Origin of the sequence: Mesorhizobium sp. NPDC059054 (assembly GCF_042739215.1) — a bacterium.
Taxonomy (GTDB): Bacteria; Pseudomonadota; Alphaproteobacteria; order Rhizobiales; family Rhizobiaceae; genus Mesorhizobium.
In genome coordinates, this window is the sequence record NZ_JBHYHV010000001.1 from 1,170,579 (window position 1) to 1,187,016 (window position 16,438).

Consider the following 16,438-nt stretch of genomic DNA (forward strand, 5'->3'; position numbering starts at 1 on the left):
GATGGAAGTTTGTTGACGAAATGTCGACTCAAGCGTAGCGTTTTGATGGGAACGTTATTTTAATCATATCAAAATGGGAGGGCTTGATGCCATCACAGGATTCGCCGTCAAGCGGAGGGCTTGACCGCGCACTCAACGGACTGGGCACGCTGATGATCGTGTTGTCGGCGGTGACGCCGGCATCGTCGGTTTTCATCATCGTACCCGGTGTCATCGCACTGGCTGGCACGGGCTCGTTCCTGTCATTCCTCTTCGCCGCCATCATTGGCCTGTTCATGGCCTTCGTTTATGCCGAATTGTCTTCGGCCTATCCGACCGCCGGTGGCGAATACACCATGATCGGTCGCACGCTTGGCCGCTTCTGGGGGTTTGTCACGCTGGTGCTCGTTTTCGTCTCCATCGTGCTCATCATTGCGGTGGTGGCGCTGGGCGTCGGCACCTATCTGGGCGTGCTGTTGCCCAATCTCAGCGCGCAATGGGTCGGCGTGGCCACGATCGTCCTGGCTGGCATCGTGGCGGCACTGCGCATAAAGCTCAACGCCTTCGTTACCGGCATCTTCCTCGGCATCGAGATGCTGGCCCTGCTGATCTTGGTCGTGCTCGGCTTCATCAACATCGAACGACCGCTTTCCAGCCTGTTCACCTCGCCGCAGATCCTCGATGCCGCGACGAACTCGCTGGTGCCGGCCTCGACCGGACTGATCCTGGCTGCCACGGCCGTCGCCATCTTCGCCTATAACGGCTATGGCGCTGCCGCCTATTTCGGCGAGGAAACGCAGGACGCCAAGCGCAGCATCGGCAAGGTCGTGTTGTGGGCGCTGGTCATCACGGTCGCAGCGGAACTGATCCCGCTTACCGCCGTGCTGCTCGGCTCGCCCGATCTCACCGCGCTGCTCGCGGCGCCCGCCAAGATCGAGTATTTCCTCGATGCCCGGGGCGGTCATACGCTTACCGTTCTGGTCAGCCTGGCGATTGCCGTCGCCATATTCAACGCAGTGATCGCCATCGTGCTGCAGGCATCACGTCTTCTGTTCTCCTCCGGCCGCGACAAGACCTGGTTCGGGCCGATCAACAACGCGGTTGCTTCCGTGCACGGCACCTATGCCTCGCCCTGGGTTGCCACCATCGTGGTTTCGGTTCTCGCAGCCATTGCATGCTTCATCGACCTGAATCTGTTGCTGGTGGTCTCGGGTACCTCATTGGTCGTCATCTATGCGCTGCTGTGCCTGGGCGCGGTTGCCGGTCGCCGCAACGGCGCTACCGCGGAAGGGCATTACCGCATGCCGTTGTTCCCGCTGCCGCCAATCCTCGCCTTCGTGGCGCTGGTCTATGTCGCCTATCAGAATTGGCTCGATGCGGCTTTCGGACGGCCAAGCCTGATGGCGACGCTGGCGATCGTGGCCGTGGCGGCAATCTATTATGTGGTGTTCCTGGCGCGGCGCGCGGACTGGACGCTGCATGCGCCGGAAGAAATCGAAGAGATTGCCGGATAAGTCGTCCTCCTTCGACAAATCCAGCAATAACCCCGGCCGCAAGGCCGGGGTCTTTTTTTGCTTTCGGCCCAGCACTCGGTCTGCCGATGACCAGTCTGAGTTAGTAGAAGGCTGGTTGGCGGGCAGGGCGTGGCGTTTTTGCATCGCCACCTCGCCATAGAAAAACCCCGGCCGAACGACCGGGGTTCTTTTATCCAGCGATGAGAACCGCTTAGACCGAGTAGTACATGTCGAACTCGACCGGATGTGGGGTCATTTCGAACCGCATCACCTCGGCCATCTTGAGTTCGATGAAGGCGTCGATCTGGTCGTCGTCGAAAACGCCACCAGCCTTCAGGAAGCCGCGATCCTTATCGAGGCTCTGCAGGGCCTCACGCAAGCTGCCGCACACGGTCGGGATCTTCTTCAGTTCCTTTGGCGGCAGGTCGTACAGATCCTTGTCCATTGGCTGGCCAGGGTGGATCTTGTTCTTGATGCCGTCGAGGCCGGCCATCAACAGCGCCGCGAAGCCGAGATAGGGGTTCGCGCCCGGATCGGGGAAACGAACCTCGACGCGCTTCGACTTCGGCGAGTTGCCGAACGGAATGCGGCAAGACGCCGAACGGTTGCGTGCCGAATAGGCGAGCAGAACCGGAGCTTCGTAGCCCGGCACCAGGCGCTTGTAGGAGTTGGTGAGCGGATTGGTGAAGGCATTCACCGCCTTGGCGTGCTTGATCACGCCGCCGATGAAGTACAGGCAGTTCTCCGACAGGCCGGCATACTCATTGCCCGCGAAAGTCGGCTTGCCGTTCTTCCAGATCGACATGTGCACGTGCATGCCCGAGCCGTTGTCGCCGAAGATCGGCTTCGGCATGAAGGTGGCCGTCTTGCCGTAGGCGTTGGCGACCTGGTGCACGACATACTTGTAGAGCAACATCTTGTCCGCGTTGCGCACCAGCGTGTCGAACTTGATGCCGAGTTCGTGCTGGGCGGCAGCCACCTCGTGGTGATGCTTTTCGACGCGCACGCCCATGTCGGTCAGCACGGTGAGCATTTCCGAACGCATGTCCTGGCACGAGTCGATCGGCGGAACCGGGAAGTAGCCGCCCTTGACGCGGGGGCGGTGGCCAAGGTTGCCGGTCTCATAGTCGGTGTCGTCGTTGGACGGCAGTTCCGAGGAGTCCAGCTTGAAGCCGGTGTTGTACGGATCGGCCTTGTACTTGACGTCGTCGAACACGAAGAATTCGGCTTCCGGGCCAACAAAGATGGTGTCGCCGATGCCTTCGGCCTTCATGTAGGCCTCAGCCTTCTTGGCGGTGCCGCGCGGGTCACGGTTGTAAGCCTCGCCGGAGACCGGGTCGAGGATGTCGCACAGGATGACCATGGTCGACTGAGCGAAGAACGGATCCATGTGGACCGTGTCGGTGTCCGGCATCAGCACCATGTCGGACTCGTTGATCGCCTTCCAGCCGCCGATCGAGGAGCCGTCGAACATGACGCCGTCGGCGAACATTTCCTCTTCGACCTCGGCGACGTCCATGGTGACGTGCTGGAGCTTGCCCTTCGGGTCGGTGAAGCGCAGGTCGACGAATTTTACGTCGTTATCCTTGATCTGCTTCAAGATGTCTTTGGCTGTCGTCATGTCTCTTTCCTGTGTGATGACGTTGAAACTTGAAAACTAAAATGGTGGGGCGGAGCGTCAGATTGCGTCCGGCCCGGTCTCGCCGGTGCGGATACGTACAACTTCCTCGATATTGGAGACGAAGATCTTGCCGTCGCCGATGCGCCCCGTTTGAGCGGCCTTTCGAATCGCCTCGATGGCGACTTCGACGGACTCGTCGCCGAGCACGACCTCGATCTTCACCTTGGGCAGGAAGTCGACGACATATTCGGCGCCGCGATAAAGTTCGGTGTGGCCCTTCTGCCGGCCGAAGCCCTTGGCTTCGGTGACGGTGATGCCTTGCAGGCCGGCTTCCTGAAGCGCTTCCTTCACTTCATCCAGTTTGAAAGGCTTGATGATCGCTTCGATCTTTTTCATGTCGATATAGGGCCTCCACTGCCGGTAAAACGGGTTGTCGGTCCCGCTCGCGCATCCTTCAAGCATGAAGCGTGCCAATTGCCGTGATGGGGTAGCTCGGCGGTGAATTTTCTTTGGGATCTCATGGCGGGAACGGTTTTGCGGCACTGCTTTGGTCATGAGCAACCCGTATTGCCAAAGCGCGAGGCAGCGAACTTTCAATGCTTTGCCTAATCTTTGTGCAACGTGCACATAAATTGGATGTTTGCCTCCTATCCCAAACTGTTCGAATGTCCATGCGGGCGCCAATGGGAGATGTCACATGAACCTCGAATTGCTCACGCCCGCCGAAATGGCTGAGGCAGATCGGCTGGCGATCGCCACAGGACCGTTCGACGGCATCGGGTTGATGCGCAATGCCGGCGGGGCCGTTGCCGCCGTGGCGCTGGAGCGTTTTCCGGACGCGAAGCGCGTTCATGTGCTGGCCGGGCCGGGCAACAATGGCGGCGACGGCTATGTGGCGGCGAAGATCCTGCATGAAAGCGGCATCGCCGTTTCACTCTGGGCATCGGGCGCTCCACGCGATGGTACCGATGCGGCGATAGCAGCTGCCGAATGTCCCGTACCAGAGCGGCCTCTTGCCGATTTCGACGCCGAAGCCGGTGAACTCATAATCGACGCGCTTTATGGCGCCGGCCTGTCGAAGCCGCTGGTCGATGCCGCTGCGCGCGCGGTCGCCCTTGTTGCGACCAAGCGCTTGCCGGTCATCGCTGTCGACTTGCCGTCCGGTGTGTCGGGCGAAAGTGGCAAGGTGTTGGGCGATGCTTTTCGTGCGACACTCACCGTCACCTTCGCACGCAAGAAACCCGGCCATCTGCTCATGCCGGGCCGAGAGCTGTGCGGCGAGCTGATCGTCGCCGACATCGGCATCTCCCCAGATGTCATTGAATCCCTTGCCGTAATCACGTCCGAGAATCAGCCGTCCCTGTGGCGACGGGCCTTTCCTTCCCCCGCGGTCGATACACATAAATACCGTCGTGGCCATGTCGGCATCTTTTCCGGCGGTCCGACCTCAACGGGTGCGGCACGACTCTCCGCCTTGGCGGCGGCGCGCGCCGGAGCAGGGGCCGTGACAGTGTTCTCTCCAGGCAATGCTCTCGCGGTCAATGCCATGCATCTGACCTCGATCATGCTGCGCAAGGTCGATGATGTCGCCGAGCTTGCGGCGGTCTTGGGCGAAGGGCGTTCCTCGGCCTTCGTGCTGGGCCCAGGCTTCGGCGTCGGCGAAAAAGCTCGTGATTTCGCGCTGGCCATATTGGCAGCCGGCGGCCGCTTGGCTGAGGCCGGCGCAAAGGGGATCGTCCTCGACGCCGACGGCATCACCGCCTTTCGCGACGCGCCGCAATGGCTGTTCGAAGCGGCCGCCCGTCCCGAGGCTCCAGCGCTGGTGCTGACCCCACACGAAGGTGAGTTTGCGCGTCTGTTTTCCGACATTGCTGGAAATGACGACCTGTCGAAGCTCGGCAAGGCGCGCGCGGCGGCCGCGGCGGCACATGCGGTCGTCATCTACAAGGGCGCCGATACGGTCATTGCTGCGCCTGACGGCCGCGCCGCGATCAACGCCAACGGCGCACCCTGGCTGGCAACGGCTGGCTCCGGCGACGTGCTGGCCGGCATTGTCGCGGGATTGATCGCGCAGCGCATGCCGGCCTTCGAGGCTGCTTGCGCTGGCGTGTGGCTGCACGCCGAAGCCGGCAGTCGCTTCGGTCTGGGGTTGATCGCTGAGGATTTGCCGGCTGCTCTGCCGCCGGTGATCAAGTCGCTTTCCGGGCAAGATTCCGTGAGCGGTTCGCAGCATTAGCTGCGATCGACCGCCAGGTTCGGATTGCGATCCCTGATCGTCCGCTGTCCAGTCACCACGAGTATGACCGATGCCAGCAGACCGAATGCTCCGGCACAGGCGACCGCCAGGGAAAAACCCTGGCCTATGGCTTCGGCGAGCAGCGATCGGAACAATTCGGGCGCCATATCGAGGCCAGCGGGCATCGCGTGCTGCCTGACCGCGATTGTCGCGAAGCCAATTGTATCGGCTGTATTCGTGCTCGACAGATAGTCCGTCATTGAGGAGATGGCGCGCGCGCTCATCAGCGTGCCGAGCAGCGCGATGCCGATCGTCATTCCTCCCTGGCGAAGGGCATTCATCGTGGCCGAGGCTGTTCCGCTTCTTTCTCGTGGTGCGGCCGCCATGGCTGCTGCACCGGTGGAGGGCACGGCAAGACCCATGCCTATGCCCAGGATCGCGAAAACAACCGCAACGATCGAGTAGGGGGTACCCGGCGTAAACAGCGCCATCGCCAGCATCGAACCGCCGAGCAGGGCATAGCCGACAATCATCGGCCAGCGGGTTCCACACCAGGATGACAACTTGCCGAACAAGGAAGAGGTGAGCGCCATCGCAATGAAGACTGGAGCCATGCGCCATCCCGTCGCCGTTGCCGACAAGCCCTGCACTTGCTGGAGAAACAGGGAAAAGAAGAACAGGCTGCTGTAGCCCGAAAAGCCGAGTGCGAACGAAGCGAAGTTGATGGCGGCAAATGTGCGGTCGCGGAAGAGATCGACAGGCAGCACCGGGCGCGCCGCACGCAGCTCGATCGCGATGAAAGTGATGAGCCCGGCAATCGCTATCGCAAGCGCAATCGTAGTCTTCAGGGATGTCCAGCCGGCATGGCCCGCGTTGATCAGCGCATAGGTCAGCGCGCCGAGAAAGACGATGGACAGCGCCTGCCCTGCGGGATCGAGCGCGGCGTGATCGGGATCCGCGCTCTCGGTGATGCCCCTCAGGCCGAGCGCTATCGTGAGCACGCCAATCGGTATGTTGATCAGAAAGATACTCGACCAGCCGACATTGTCGACCAGGAGGCCGCCGAGCATTGGTCCCAGGATCAGCGATACCGCGCTGAAGGAGGCCCAGCCACCGATCACATGGGCGCGTTGTGCAGGATCGGTAAATGCTTGTGTCAGGATGGACAATGCGCCGGGAATGACCAGGGCACCAGCAATGCCTTGCAACGCGCTGCCGGCGATCAGGATGCCAAGCGACGAAGCCGCGGCCGAGATCACCGATCCAATCGAGAACAGCGCGACGCCGATCAGCCAGACGCGTTTGCGTCCATAGCGGTCACTGATCGGTCCGGCCGACAACATAAAGGCGGAAAGGCAAAGTGCATAGGAACCCACCACCCATTGCAGCCCGGAAAGGTCGGTCCTGAGTGCTGCCTGAATGGCTGGAAGAGCGACCGTAACGATGCTGATGGCCAGCGTTGCCATGAACGTGCCGAGGTAGACGGCTGCGACGAGACCGCGTCTGTGCGTTGATGGCATGGGGTTAATCCTGATGATTTTGCTCAACAATATATTCTGACCGACCGTCGGTCAATACGAGAAGCTTTTTGAAATCGTTAGAACTATGCGAGGAGGGACAGGAAGTCGTAGAATGACTCTGCCTCAGCCGCGGGAACCGCAATGAACGGAAACGCAAATCTGTCCGCTAAACGCCGTTCGCGACCTCGGCGGCGTACCTTGCCTGCCGAAGTGCGCACGGACGATCTGATGGCGGCCGCAGCAGCGCTGTTCATCGCGAAAGGCATCGAGGCGACGACGATCGACGAGATCGTTGCGCGTGCCGGCGTGGCCAAGGGCACTTTCTATCATTATTTCGCAACGAAGACGGATGTCGTCTTGGCCCTGCGGGAGCGTTTCTCGCGGGATTTCGCGAGAGGCGTGAACGAGGCAATCGAGGCCTGTCCCGCGGCGGATTTCCCGGCGCGATTGTCAGCCTGGGTTCACGGTGCTGTGCGAGCTTATCTCGCCAATTTCAAATTGCATGATGTGGTCTTTCACGATTTCAGCCACTCACGGCGGCATTCGAAGGAAAAGGATGCCGTGATCGCTCAGCTTGGCGCCTTGCTAGACGCTGGCCAGGCGGCGGGTGCCTGGTCTGTGCCCGATATCCGCATGACCGCGCTGGTTCTATTCGACGGCATGCACGGTGTCGTCGATGACGCAATTGCATCCGAAAGGCGCGATCCGCAGCCACTCTGCGACATCCTGCTGGAATTGTTCTCGAAGATGCTGTCGGTCAGCCGAGGCACTTTTCCGCTAGTCCCCAGCTGATCGAACGAGGAGGAGCCGCTCGCGTATGGCGCCAGCTCCCTGGATGCCGATCACGGGTTGGCGGCGAAGCAGACGAGGTTGCCGTCGGGGTCGGTCACGATGAATGTGCGGGAGCCCCAGGGCTCGGTTTTGAGTGCCTGGAAGAACGGCACATCGGCAGCCTGGTAGTCGAGGAACAGTTTCTTGATACCGTGGTCCAGCACGATCGTTGCCACCACAAGGTGTTCCGGCACGATCCTGGCGGTATCCAGCACCGGTCTATCAACATGGCGCAGGTTGAGGCGCGCTCCATCCCGGAAGACCTGCGCGTAGAAGGGCGGCTCGCCATAGGTGAAACGAAGGGTGAAGCCGAGCTTGCCGGTATAGAAATCGCAGGCACGGCCTATGTCGGCAACGAACAACTGTGGCTCCGAAAGAGCGAGAAACGGTTCTTTTTCGGGTGCGGTAGAGGTGCTCATGACTGCAGGTCCTTTCTTGAGCGCCTCCCAATTCTCGAAACCCGCCTTGCGGGCAACAAGCTCTTGCGCATCGGCGAGCTTGAACTCGCGTTCAAGGATTTGCCGGTCGCTGAGACCTCGATAGCGTGGCAGCAGCGACCGGATCGCCGCGGCCGCGGGATAGCGGCCCTCGCGATGCCATTTGAGATAGAGCTTGGCCTGTTTGCGGAAATGTTCGAACTGGGACATGGGCGCATTTCGGGTTGAGGTGTCGTAGGCGGGCAATGCCCCTTCGGCCGAAACCGGTGCGCCCTACAGCAGCGGAAGGATCGTAAGCGGAGCCAAAGCGTGAGACAAGAGCACTGCAGGACCTTGGTTGAGTCATTGCGGGCTCTTATCTGTCGGATGGCAGGCCTTAGCGTGGTTGACTTGGCCAAGCCCTTCCGATTTACCGTCACCAGCAAATCCCGACACTGCGGACGCCCTTTCCATGCTCGAAAAAACCTATGACGCGAAAAGCGTCGAGCCTAAGATCGCCAAGATTTGGGAGGAGGCGGATGCCTTCCGCGCCGGTGCCGGTGCGGAGGAAGGTGCCGAGCCGTTCTCCATTGTCATTCCGCCGCCCAATGTTACCGGCTCGCTGCATATGGGCCATGCGCTCAACAACACGCTGCAGGACATCCTGGTGCGCTTCGAGCGCATGCGCGGCAAGAATGTGCTGTGGCAGCCGGGCATGGACCATGCCGGAATCGCCACGCAGATGGTGGTCGAGCGCAAGCTCATGGAAAAGCAGATTCATCGTCGTGACCTCACGCGAGAACAATTCGTCGAGAAGGTCTGGGAGTGGAAGGGCGAATCCGGCGGCGTCATTTTCAACCAGCTCAAGCGTCTGGGGGCGTCGGCGGACTGGTCGCGTGAGCGATTCACCATGGACGAGGGCTTGTCAAAGGCGGTGCTCGAGGTCTTTGTCACGCTGCACAAAGAGGGCCTGATCTACCGCGGCAAGCGTCTGGTGAACTGGGATCCGCAGTTCGAGACGGCGATCTCCGACCTCGAAGTCGAGAACAAGGAAACCGACGGCCATATGTGGCATTTCAAGTACCCGCTGGCCGGCGGCGAAACCTACACCTATGTCGAGAAGGACGCGGACGGAAACGTCATCCTGAAGGAAGAACGCAATTACATTTCCATCGCGACCACCCGTCCGGAAACCATGCTGGGCGACGGGGCGGTTGCCGTTCATCCTTCCGACGAACGTTATGCGCCAATTGTCGGCAAGCTTTGTGAAATTCCGGTCGGCCCGAAGGAGCATCGGCGCCTGATCCCGATCATCACCGACGAATATCCCGACCCGACCTTCGGCTCGGGTGCCGTGAAGATCACGGGTGCGCACGACTTCAACGATTATCAGGTCGCCCGTCGCAACAACATTCCACTCTACCGGCTGATGGACACGCAGGCCGCGATGCGCGCTGACGGTGAGCCCTATGCCGACTATGCGGCGCAGGCACTGGATATTGCCAGGACCGGGAACGTGCCGAGCGAAGCCGAAGTCGACGCCATCAATCTGGTTCCGGACGAATATCGTGGCCTCGACCGCTACACCGCTCGCAAGCTGATCGTCGAGGCGATCACTGCGGAGGGGCTCGCCGTCACGGTCAAGGATGCCGAAGGCAATGACATTCCCTTCGTGGAAAAGAAGAAGCTCATGCAGCCCTTCGGCGATCGCTCCAACGTCGTGATCGAGCCGATGCTGACGGACCAGTGGTTTCTTGACGCCGAAGTGCTGGCAAAGCCAGCGCTGGCCTCGGTACGCGAAGGGCGCACGAAGATCATCCCAAGCAGTTGGAACAAGACATATTTCCAATGGATGGAGAACATCGAGCCCTGGTGCATTTCGCGCCAGCTATGGTGGGGACATCAGATTCCAGCCTGGTATGGACCGGATGGCCGCGCCTTTGTCGAGAAGACCGAGGAAGAGGCGCTCGAGGCCGCAATCCAGCATTATCTTGCCCATGAAGGTCCTTGGAAGGCCTGGGTGGAGGAGAAGTTGGAAAACTTCCAGCCGGGCGAGATCCTGACGCGTGACGAAGATGTGCTGGACACATGGTTCTCATCTGCGCTGTGGCCGTTCTCGACGCTCGGCTGGCCGGACAAGACACCGGAGCTGAAGACCTACTATCAGACGGACGTGCTGGTCACAGGTTTCGACCTCATCTTCTTCTGGGTCGCCCGCATGATGATGATGGGCCTGCACTTCATGGACGAGGAGCCGTTCCATACCGTCTACATGCATGCACTGGTGCGCGACAAGAACGGGCAGAAGATGTCGAAGTCGAAAGGCAACGTCATCGATCCGCTCGAACTGATCGACGAATATGGCGCCGATGCTCTGCGTTTCACGCTGGCGATCATGGCGGCACAAGGGCGCGACGTGAAGCTCGATCCTGCCCGCATCGCCGGCTACCGGAACTTCGGCACCAAGCTTTGGAACGCCACGCGCTTTGCCGAGATGAACGGTGTGGCCCGCGACGATACTTTCTGGCTGCAGGATGCCAAGCTTGCGGTGAATCGCTGGATCCTGACCGAGCTGACCCGTGCGGCGCGCGAGATCACTGACGCGATCACGTCCTACCGCTTCAACGAAGCGGCAGGTGCCGCCTATCGATTCGTCTGGAACCAGTTCTGCGATTGGTATCTGGAACTGCTGAAGCCGGTGTTCATGGGCGAAGACGAGGCGGCGAAGGCCGAGAGCCGCGCCTGCGTCGCTTTTGTGCTCGACGAGATCTACAAGCTGCTCCATCCGATGATGCCGTTCATGACGGAAGAGCTGTGGGCTGAGACGGCGGGAGAGGGCAAGGAGCGTTCGTCGCTGCTTTGTCACGCTAGCTGGCCGTCACCGGATTTCGAAGATGCCGAGGCGGCCGACGACATCAACTGGCTGATCGATCTGGTCAGCGGCATTCGTTCGGTGCGTTCGGAGATGAACGTGCCGCCGGCAGCGATCGCGCCCTTGGTGGTCATCGGCGCAAATGCCGCGACCAAGGAACGGCTGGTTCGGCACGAGGCAGCGATCAAGCGGCTGGCACGGGTCGGCGAGATTTCGCACGCCGACACGGCGCCGAAAGGCTCGGCACAGATCGTGTTGGGTGAGGCGACGGCCTGCCTGCCGCTGGGCACTCTGATCGACCTTGTCGCTGAAGCCGCGCGTCTCCAGAAGGAACTGGCCAAGGTGACGGAGGAGATCGCCCGTCTGCACAAGAAGCTGTCGAACGACAAGTTCGTCGCCAATGCGCCGGAAGAGGTGGTCGAGGCCGAACGCGAGAAACTCACCGAATACAACGAGCAGCAGCAGAAGCTGTCGGCTGCGTTGACCCGGGTACGCGACGCCGGTTGAGCTCACGCCATCCCGACCGTTTCCGGCGCGCATTGCGATGCGCCGGAGACCCGATTCTGACGTTGCGTTCAGGGCGTTCCGAGGCCATCGAAAACCCGCCAAAAAGGCATTCCGCTGCGTCACAATTGACGTAAACGGAAACTTTGAACCGCATTGTTGCCATAATGTAACAATTCTGGTTGAACCCGCCAAAATGAGGCTTTTTCGTGCGTTTGGTACGAATTTTGGCGACGTTTTTCTTCGCCGGCCTTCAAAAACAGTGGCTTTTTGGTGTCCGAGCCAATGCTGCGATGAGTAAGCGCGGTGTATTCGGAGCCACGGAAAAAAACTGTACTTGTACAGCTTGAAATTCCTTATTGCCTCATTAACGCGAATTGGCTCTAGCTTGGTGCACGAATTTCCGGGGAGAGGATTTCATGACCAATTTGCGTATCAAAGCGCTCCTGGGGGCAGGGTGCATGTCGCTGGCGATGATCGGCACGGCAAACGCCGGCGGTTTCTCGCGCGGCTCGGCCGATACGGACATCATCTTCGAGCAGGGCAACTTCAACATGCGCTCGAGCGTCACCTATGTGACGCCGAAGCGTAAGTTCAATAAGAACGGTAATCCGCAGCTGATCGGCACCGACTATGCCGAGGATTACGTAATCCCGTCGGCGGCAGTGAAGTTCAACCTGACCGAAAATTTGCGCTGCGCCGGCACGTTGGTGAACAACAACGGCGGCAATGCGAAGTACGATTTTCCGACTTCAAGCGGAAAGATCTCCGAAGAATTCACGACGTATGAATCGGCGCTGACCTGCGGCATCGGCTTTGATGCGGGGCAAGGCAAGCTCTGGCTGCTCGGCGGCGGCTTCATGGAGAAGTTCGACTATAATCGTGTGAATTCGTACGCGGCACAGGGCTTGGGCAACGCTACGTTGCGCCTGGACGGTCAGGAATACGGTTACCGCGTCGGCGCGGCCTACGAGATTCCAGATATCGCCTTCCGCGGTCAGGTCATGTACCGCTCTGGCACAAAGTATGGAGCGGACGGTTCATTGACAGCGCCCGCTGCTGTTTTGGCTCAGGCGACGGCAGGAACGCCGTTGCAGGCCCAGTTTCTCAGAATCATTCAGCAGGCTGGTCCGAACGCACCTGTTCCAGTAGATGCAATCGGTGTTGGCAATCTGCCACAGAGCGTTGAGTTCAAACTGCAGAGCGGCATCGCGCCAGGCTGGCTTGCGTTTGGTAGCGTCAAATGGACCGATTGGAGCCAGCTGACGACACTTGACGTTCGCTCCAAAATTGGTGGTGTGACCGTTTCTTCTGACAAGTACTTCTGGAAAGACGGCTGGACCGTCACTGGCGGTGTTGGTCATGCCTTCAACGACCAGGTTTCCGGTTTCGCCAGCCTGACCTGGGATCAAGGTGTCGGTACCGGCTGGGATGTCATCGGCGACACCTATACGCTGGCAGTGGGTGGTTCCTTCAAGGATGGTATCGGCGGAGAGTTCCGCGGTGGCGTCGGCTTCAGCTATCTCGGCTCTGGTGAGGAAACTCAGTACGGCGCTAAAAACCAAGGCGTCGAGTCAGGCTATGCTATCGCCTTCAACGGTGGTTACAGCATAAAGTGGTAAGCTCCTCATTCTGATTGAAAAAGCCGGGCATCCTGCCCGGCTTTTTTGTTGCATGGAATCCGGCCAGGTCCATCCCGTGCCGTAAATGCAACATCAACATCCCCATTCATAATTGTGACGTTTCGGCAACAGTTTCGAAACAAGCCATCGGCTAAGAAGTCGAGGCGGGCGCGATGCCCATTTCCCGCCATAAACCCGGAGCACCTCAATAAGGCCCGGCGAGACCGAAGACGGTTGGCGCGAGAGGTGGGCCGCAAGGCCGCGGCAGGAATAGCAATGAACGCTCACGTGTTTGTCAGTGCCAGCCAGTTGAAACGCAGCGCGATTGCCATATCGCCGCGCGGTTTCAACCGCAGTTTGGCCGGAAATGCGTGGCAAAACTCGATGAAATGTGAGTCCCAGCGCAACGTGCCGCGCAAAAGCGTGGCTGCGAGGTCGCTGGCTTGTACGGATTCGATCGTCCGCATGGGCGACGCGAAAGAAATGCGCAGTCATGCGGGTTGGTGAGTTGGCGAGATCTTCTGTCCTGACGGTGCTGGTCGCGATGGCGACCCTCGGCGCCGCAGGCCAGGCTTTTGCCTTTGATGACAAGATTTTCGACGACAAGAGTGGTGTGAAGCCGAAATCCAGTCCCTGGGAAGTTTTTCAGTTCGGCTTCTCGGCTTACAAGAACGGCCACAAGGAACAGGCTGTCGAAGCCTACAAATATGCCGCCGAGAACGGCCAGATCGGCGCGACCTGGAAGCTGGCGCGCATGTATGCCGAAGGTGATGGCGTCGCGCAGGACGATTACGCGGCCTTCAAGTTCTTCTCCGAAATCGCCGATCAGGACGTTGAGCCCGGTTCACCGGAAGAAAGCTATGTTTCTGATGCGCTGGTGGCGCTGGGCGATTACCTGAAGCAAGGCATCCCTGGCAGCCCGGTGAGCGCGGATCCGATCACCGCGCAGGAATATTTCACGCGCGCCGCTGCCAATTACCGGAACCCGAATGCCCAGTACGAATTGGGCAAGATGTTCCTGAAGGGCGAAGGCGGGGCAAAGGCCAGTGTCAGGCAAGCCGGCCGCTGGCTGCAGCTTGCTGCCGAAAAGGGGCATGCCGGCGCACAGGCGACGCTCGGCAACCTGTTGTTCCAGAGCGGCAAGGTGGTGCGGGGGCTGGCCATGATGACGGCCGCTCTTTCGCGCGCGACACCGACCGATCAGCCGTGGATTCGCTCCATGCAGGAAGAAGCTTTCGCCGTTTCCGGTGAAGCAGACCGTCGCACTGCCATCTCGTTGGCTGATGATATGCTGGCCAAGGGCGTTACCGGCGCCGAACAGCAGTAACCGCAGGCGATTTTTGTCTCCAGCCTACCGTGTCGAAATGACCTGCTTTCTGGCCGCTCACGCTGCCGTCAGCGTCAGATCCACCGCTACCGGAACATGGTCGGAAGGCTTTTCCCACGCCCGCACATGCTTTTCGATCGACGCCGACGCGAAACGGTTTGCTGCTTCGGGCGACAGGAGCAGGTGGTCGATACGAATGCCATTGTTTTTCTGCCAGGCTCCAGCCTGATAATCCCAGAAAGTATAGACGCCGGGCGCATCGGTGACGGAGCGCACTGCTTCGGTGAAGCCGAGATTCTGCAGCCGGCGGAATGCCTGCCGGGTTTCTGGCTGGAATAGCGCGTCACCCAGCCATGCTTCCGGTGTCCTGGCGTCGATCGCTTCGGGAATGACGTTGTAGTCGCCGGCGAGGATCAGCGCCTCCTCCAGCGCCAGCCGCTCCGCCGCCCACCGCTCCAGCCGCGCCATCCAGGAGAGTTTGTAGGGAAACTTCACCGGATCGCTGATCGGATTGCCGTTCGGCAGATAGAGTGACACGACACGCAGCGCACCTCTGTCGGTCGAAAACACGCCTTCGATGAAACGTGCCTGTTCGTCGGCATCATCGCCGGGCAGGCCGCGATTGACCTCGTCGAAGCGCAGCTTCGACAGGATGGCAACTCCGTTGAAACCCTTCTGGCCGTGCGTCTCGACATGGTAGCCGAGCGCTTCCACCTCAAAGCGTGGAAACTGGTCGTCGACAGTCTTGATCTCCTGCAGGCAGACGATGTCTGGCTGGCTCTCGTTCAGCCAATGGACAAGGTTCTCGATACGAGCGCGCACGCCGTTGATGTTCCAGGTGACGATTTTCATGAAAATCTCGCGACTAGTTCAGGCAGATCAAGGATGGCGCGATCCGCGTTCCGATTCGATCCTGCAATATCCTTCACAGGAAAGGAACCCGGCACGGAACGACAGGCGCGATAATGGGAACATCGTCATGCCATCAACCGTCAAAAGGCTGCCAGAGGAGGCGGCTTTTTATTGCTGGGCACCTTCCAGGGTAGGTTTCTTTTGGAACTGGCGGCGATAGCTGGCTGGCGAGATCGAGAAGGTTCGCGTGAAATGCTGGCGCAGCGACACGGTCGAGCCAAAGCCGGCCATCTCGGCCACATGGTCGATTGAACAGGATCCTGTTTCCAGCAGGCGCTGTGCCGCAGCAAGGCGGTGGTTCAGCAGCCATTGCGTGAAGGTCGTGCCGGTCTTGTTGCGGAAATGCCGGGTGAAGCTGCGAAGGCTCATGCCAGCTCGCCTCGCAAGCTGATCGAGGCTCAGCGGTTCGTCGAGATGCTCTATCGCCCAGCTGATCGCAGCCCCGATCTGGTCCTCACTGCCGCTCGTTGGCAGCGGTTTTTCGATATACTGCGCCTGGCCACCATGACGGTGTGGCGCGACCACCAGACGCCGTGCGACGCGATTGGCGATCTCCGCGCCATGATCGCGGCGCACGATATGCAGACAGCAGTCGAGGGCGGCTGCTGTCCCCGCCGAAGTCAGGATATCGCCATCGTCGATGTAAAGCGCGTTCTGGTTCAAGGCGACATGTGGATGGCTCCGCTCGAACTCGCCGGCCCAGGCCCAATGTGTGGACACCGTGCGCCCATCGAGCAGGCCGGCTTCGGCCAGCACGAAAGTGCCCAGGCACAGGCCGACCACACGCGCGCCGCGCGCATGCGCCGCCTTGAGAGCTTGCAGAAGGGCTTCGGACGGGCGCTCGTCGGGATCGCGCCAGGCGGGTACGATCACTGTGTCTGCCGTCGCCAGGCTGGTGAGGTCGTGCTCCACCTCGATCCGGAAACCTGACATGGTGGCCACCGAACCTATGTTCTCACCGCAGATCTGCAGACGGTAGCGTGGTGCGCCCAGCTTCAGCAGATCATCCCCGAATACGATGCAAGGCACCGAGAGATGGAAAGGGCTGATGCCTTCGAAAGCGATGATGGCGATTGTGTGCATG

At 60.2% G+C, this 16,438-nt stretch carries 13 protein-coding genes; 7 read left to right on the plus strand and 6 right to left on the minus strand.

Features of this window, described 5'->3' with window-relative positions:
• Positions 1-86 precede the first annotated feature (86 nt).
• A complete protein-coding gene (locus tag ACFWXH_RS05740) occupies positions 87-1,493 on the plus strand; it encodes an APC family permease (protein WP_379118243.1) in 1,407 nt (468 codons plus the stop codon).
• A 211-nt stretch (positions 1,494-1,704) separates the two neighbouring features.
• Here ACFWXH_RS05740 and glnA read toward each other — a convergent pair whose 3' ends face one another.
• Together glnA and ACFWXH_RS05750 are read right to left on the minus strand one after the other, a co-directional pair.
• Positions 1,705-3,114 carry a type I glutamate--ammonia ligase gene (glnA, locus tag ACFWXH_RS05745; RefSeq protein WP_379118245.1) on the minus strand — a complete coding sequence of 470 codons (1,410 nt, stop codon included), beginning with the start codon at positions 3,112-3,114 and terminating at the stop codon, positions 1,705-1,707.
• 57 nt (positions 3,115-3,171) lie between these two features.
• Positions 3,172-3,510 (minus strand): P-II family nitrogen regulator, encoded by a 339-nt coding sequence (locus ACFWXH_RS05750; protein ID WP_054311525.1) that lies wholly within the window; start codon positions 3,508-3,510, stop codon positions 3,172-3,174.
• A gap of 301 nt (positions 3,511-3,811) precedes the next feature.
• On the opposite strand from ACFWXH_RS05750, the gene ACFWXH_RS05755 reads away from it, so the two are divergent.
• Positions 3,812-5,350 carry an NAD(P)H-hydrate dehydratase gene (locus ACFWXH_RS05755; protein ID WP_379118247.1) on the plus strand — a complete coding sequence of 513 codons (1,539 nt, stop codon included), beginning with the start codon at positions 3,812-3,814 and terminating at the stop codon, positions 5,348-5,350.
• Here ACFWXH_RS05755 and ACFWXH_RS05760 read toward each other — a convergent pair.
• Complete coding sequence (locus tag ACFWXH_RS05760) at positions 5,347-6,870, minus strand: MFS transporter (RefSeq protein WP_379118249.1); 1,524 nt, start codon at positions 6,868-6,870, stop codon at positions 5,347-5,349. The genes ACFWXH_RS05755 and ACFWXH_RS05760 overlap by 4 nt on opposite strands.
• 228 nt (positions 6,871-7,098) lie before the next feature.
• On the opposite strand from ACFWXH_RS05760, the gene ACFWXH_RS05765 reads away from it, so the two are divergent.
• On the plus strand, positions 7,099-7,662 hold the full coding sequence (locus ACFWXH_RS05765; RefSeq protein ID WP_379118251.1) for a TetR/AcrR family transcriptional regulator: 564 nt from the start codon (positions 7,099-7,101) through the stop codon (positions 7,660-7,662).
• A gap of 50 nt (positions 7,663-7,712) precedes the next feature.
• Here the strand turns inward: ACFWXH_RS05765 and ACFWXH_RS05770 are convergent, their stop codons facing one another.
• A complete protein-coding gene (locus ACFWXH_RS05770) occupies positions 7,713-8,348 on the minus strand; it encodes a VOC family protein (protein ID WP_379118253.1) in 636 nt (211 codons plus the stop codon).
• A gap of 241 nt (positions 8,349-8,589) precedes the next feature.
• On the opposite strand from ACFWXH_RS05770, the gene ACFWXH_RS05775 reads away from it, so the two are divergent.
• From ACFWXH_RS05775 to ACFWXH_RS05790, 4 genes are all read left to right on the plus strand, one after another.
• Complete coding sequence (locus ACFWXH_RS05775; RefSeq protein WP_379118255.1) at positions 8,590-11,496, plus strand: valine--tRNA ligase; 2,907 nt, start codon at positions 8,590-8,592, stop codon at positions 11,494-11,496.
• A 416-nt stretch (positions 11,497-11,912) separates the two neighbouring features.
• The gene (locus ACFWXH_RS05780; RefSeq protein WP_379118257.1) at positions 11,913-13,115 is read left to right on the plus strand and encodes an outer membrane protein transport protein; all 1,203 of its coding nucleotides are present in this window, start codon (positions 11,913-11,915) and stop codon (positions 13,113-13,115) included.
• Between the two features lie 276 nt (positions 13,116-13,391).
• Entirely contained in the window at positions 13,392-13,622 is a 231-nt protein-coding gene (locus tag ACFWXH_RS05785; protein WP_152979880.1) for a hypothetical protein, read from the plus strand.
• Positions 13,609-14,442, plus strand: coding sequence for a tetratricopeptide repeat protein (locus ACFWXH_RS05790; protein WP_379118260.1), 834 nt, complete (start codon positions 13,609-13,611; stop codon positions 14,440-14,442). The genes ACFWXH_RS05785 and ACFWXH_RS05790 overlap by 14 nt, the downstream gene beginning before the upstream one ends.
• Positions 14,443-14,499: 57 nt before the next feature.
• On the opposite strand, the gene xth is transcribed toward ACFWXH_RS05790, so the two are convergent.
• Both xth and ACFWXH_RS05800 read right to left on the minus strand, forming a co-directional pair.
• Entirely contained in the window at positions 14,500-15,294 is a 795-nt protein-coding gene (xth, locus tag ACFWXH_RS05795; RefSeq protein ID WP_379118262.1) for an exodeoxyribonuclease III, read from the minus strand.
• Between the two features lie 168 nt (positions 15,295-15,462).
• Positions 15,463-16,437 carry a GlxA family transcriptional regulator gene (locus ACFWXH_RS05800; RefSeq protein ID WP_379118264.1) on the minus strand — a complete coding sequence of 325 codons (975 nt, stop codon included), beginning with the start codon at positions 16,435-16,437 and terminating at the stop codon, positions 15,463-15,465.
• Between the last annotated feature and the right edge of the window lies 1 nt (position 16,438).

Coding starts and splice junctions, on each gene's coding strand:
- glnA (WP_379118245.1), bottom strand. CDS start 3,114: ATGACGACAGCCAAAGACATCTTGAAGCAGATCAAGGATAACGACGTA.
- ACFWXH_RS05765 (WP_379118251.1), top strand. CDS start 7,099: ATGGCGGCCGCAGCAGCGCTGTTCATCGCGAAAGGCATCGAGGCGACG.
- ACFWXH_RS05750 (WP_054311525.1), bottom strand. CDS start 3,510: ATGAAAAAGATCGAAGCGATCATCAAGCCTTTCAAACTGGATGAAGTG.
- ACFWXH_RS05770 (WP_379118253.1), bottom strand. CDS start 8,348: ATGTCCCAGTTCGAACATTTCCGCAAACAGGCCAAGCTCTATCTCAAA.
- ACFWXH_RS05780 (WP_379118257.1), top strand. CDS start 11,913: ATGACCAATTTGCGTATCAAAGCGCTCCTGGGGGCAGGGTGCATGTCG.
- xth (WP_379118262.1), bottom strand. CDS start 15,294: ATGAAAATCGTCACCTGGAACATCAACGGCGTGCGCGCTCGTATCGAG.
- ACFWXH_RS05800 (WP_379118264.1), bottom strand. CDS start 16,437: ATGCACACAATCGCCATCATCGCTTTCGAAGGCATCAGCCCTTTCCAT.
- ACFWXH_RS05775 (WP_379118255.1), top strand. CDS start 8,590: ATGCTCGAAAAAACCTATGACGCGAAAAGCGTCGAGCCTAAGATCGCC.
- ACFWXH_RS05785 (WP_152979880.1), top strand. CDS start 13,392: ATGAACGCTCACGTGTTTGTCAGTGCCAGCCAGTTGAAACGCAGCGCG.
- ACFWXH_RS05740 (WP_379118243.1), top strand. CDS start 87: ATGCCATCACAGGATTCGCCGTCAAGCGGAGGGCTTGACCGCGCACTC.
- ACFWXH_RS05790 (WP_379118260.1), top strand. CDS start 13,609: ATGCGGGTTGGTGAGTTGGCGAGATCTTCTGTCCTGACGGTGCTGGTC.
- ACFWXH_RS05760 (WP_379118249.1), bottom strand. CDS start 6,870: ATGCCATCAACGCACAGACGCGGTCTCGTCGCAGCCGTCTACCTCGGC.
- ACFWXH_RS05755 (WP_379118247.1), top strand. CDS start 3,812: ATGAACCTCGAATTGCTCACGCCCGCCGAAATGGCTGAGGCAGATCGG.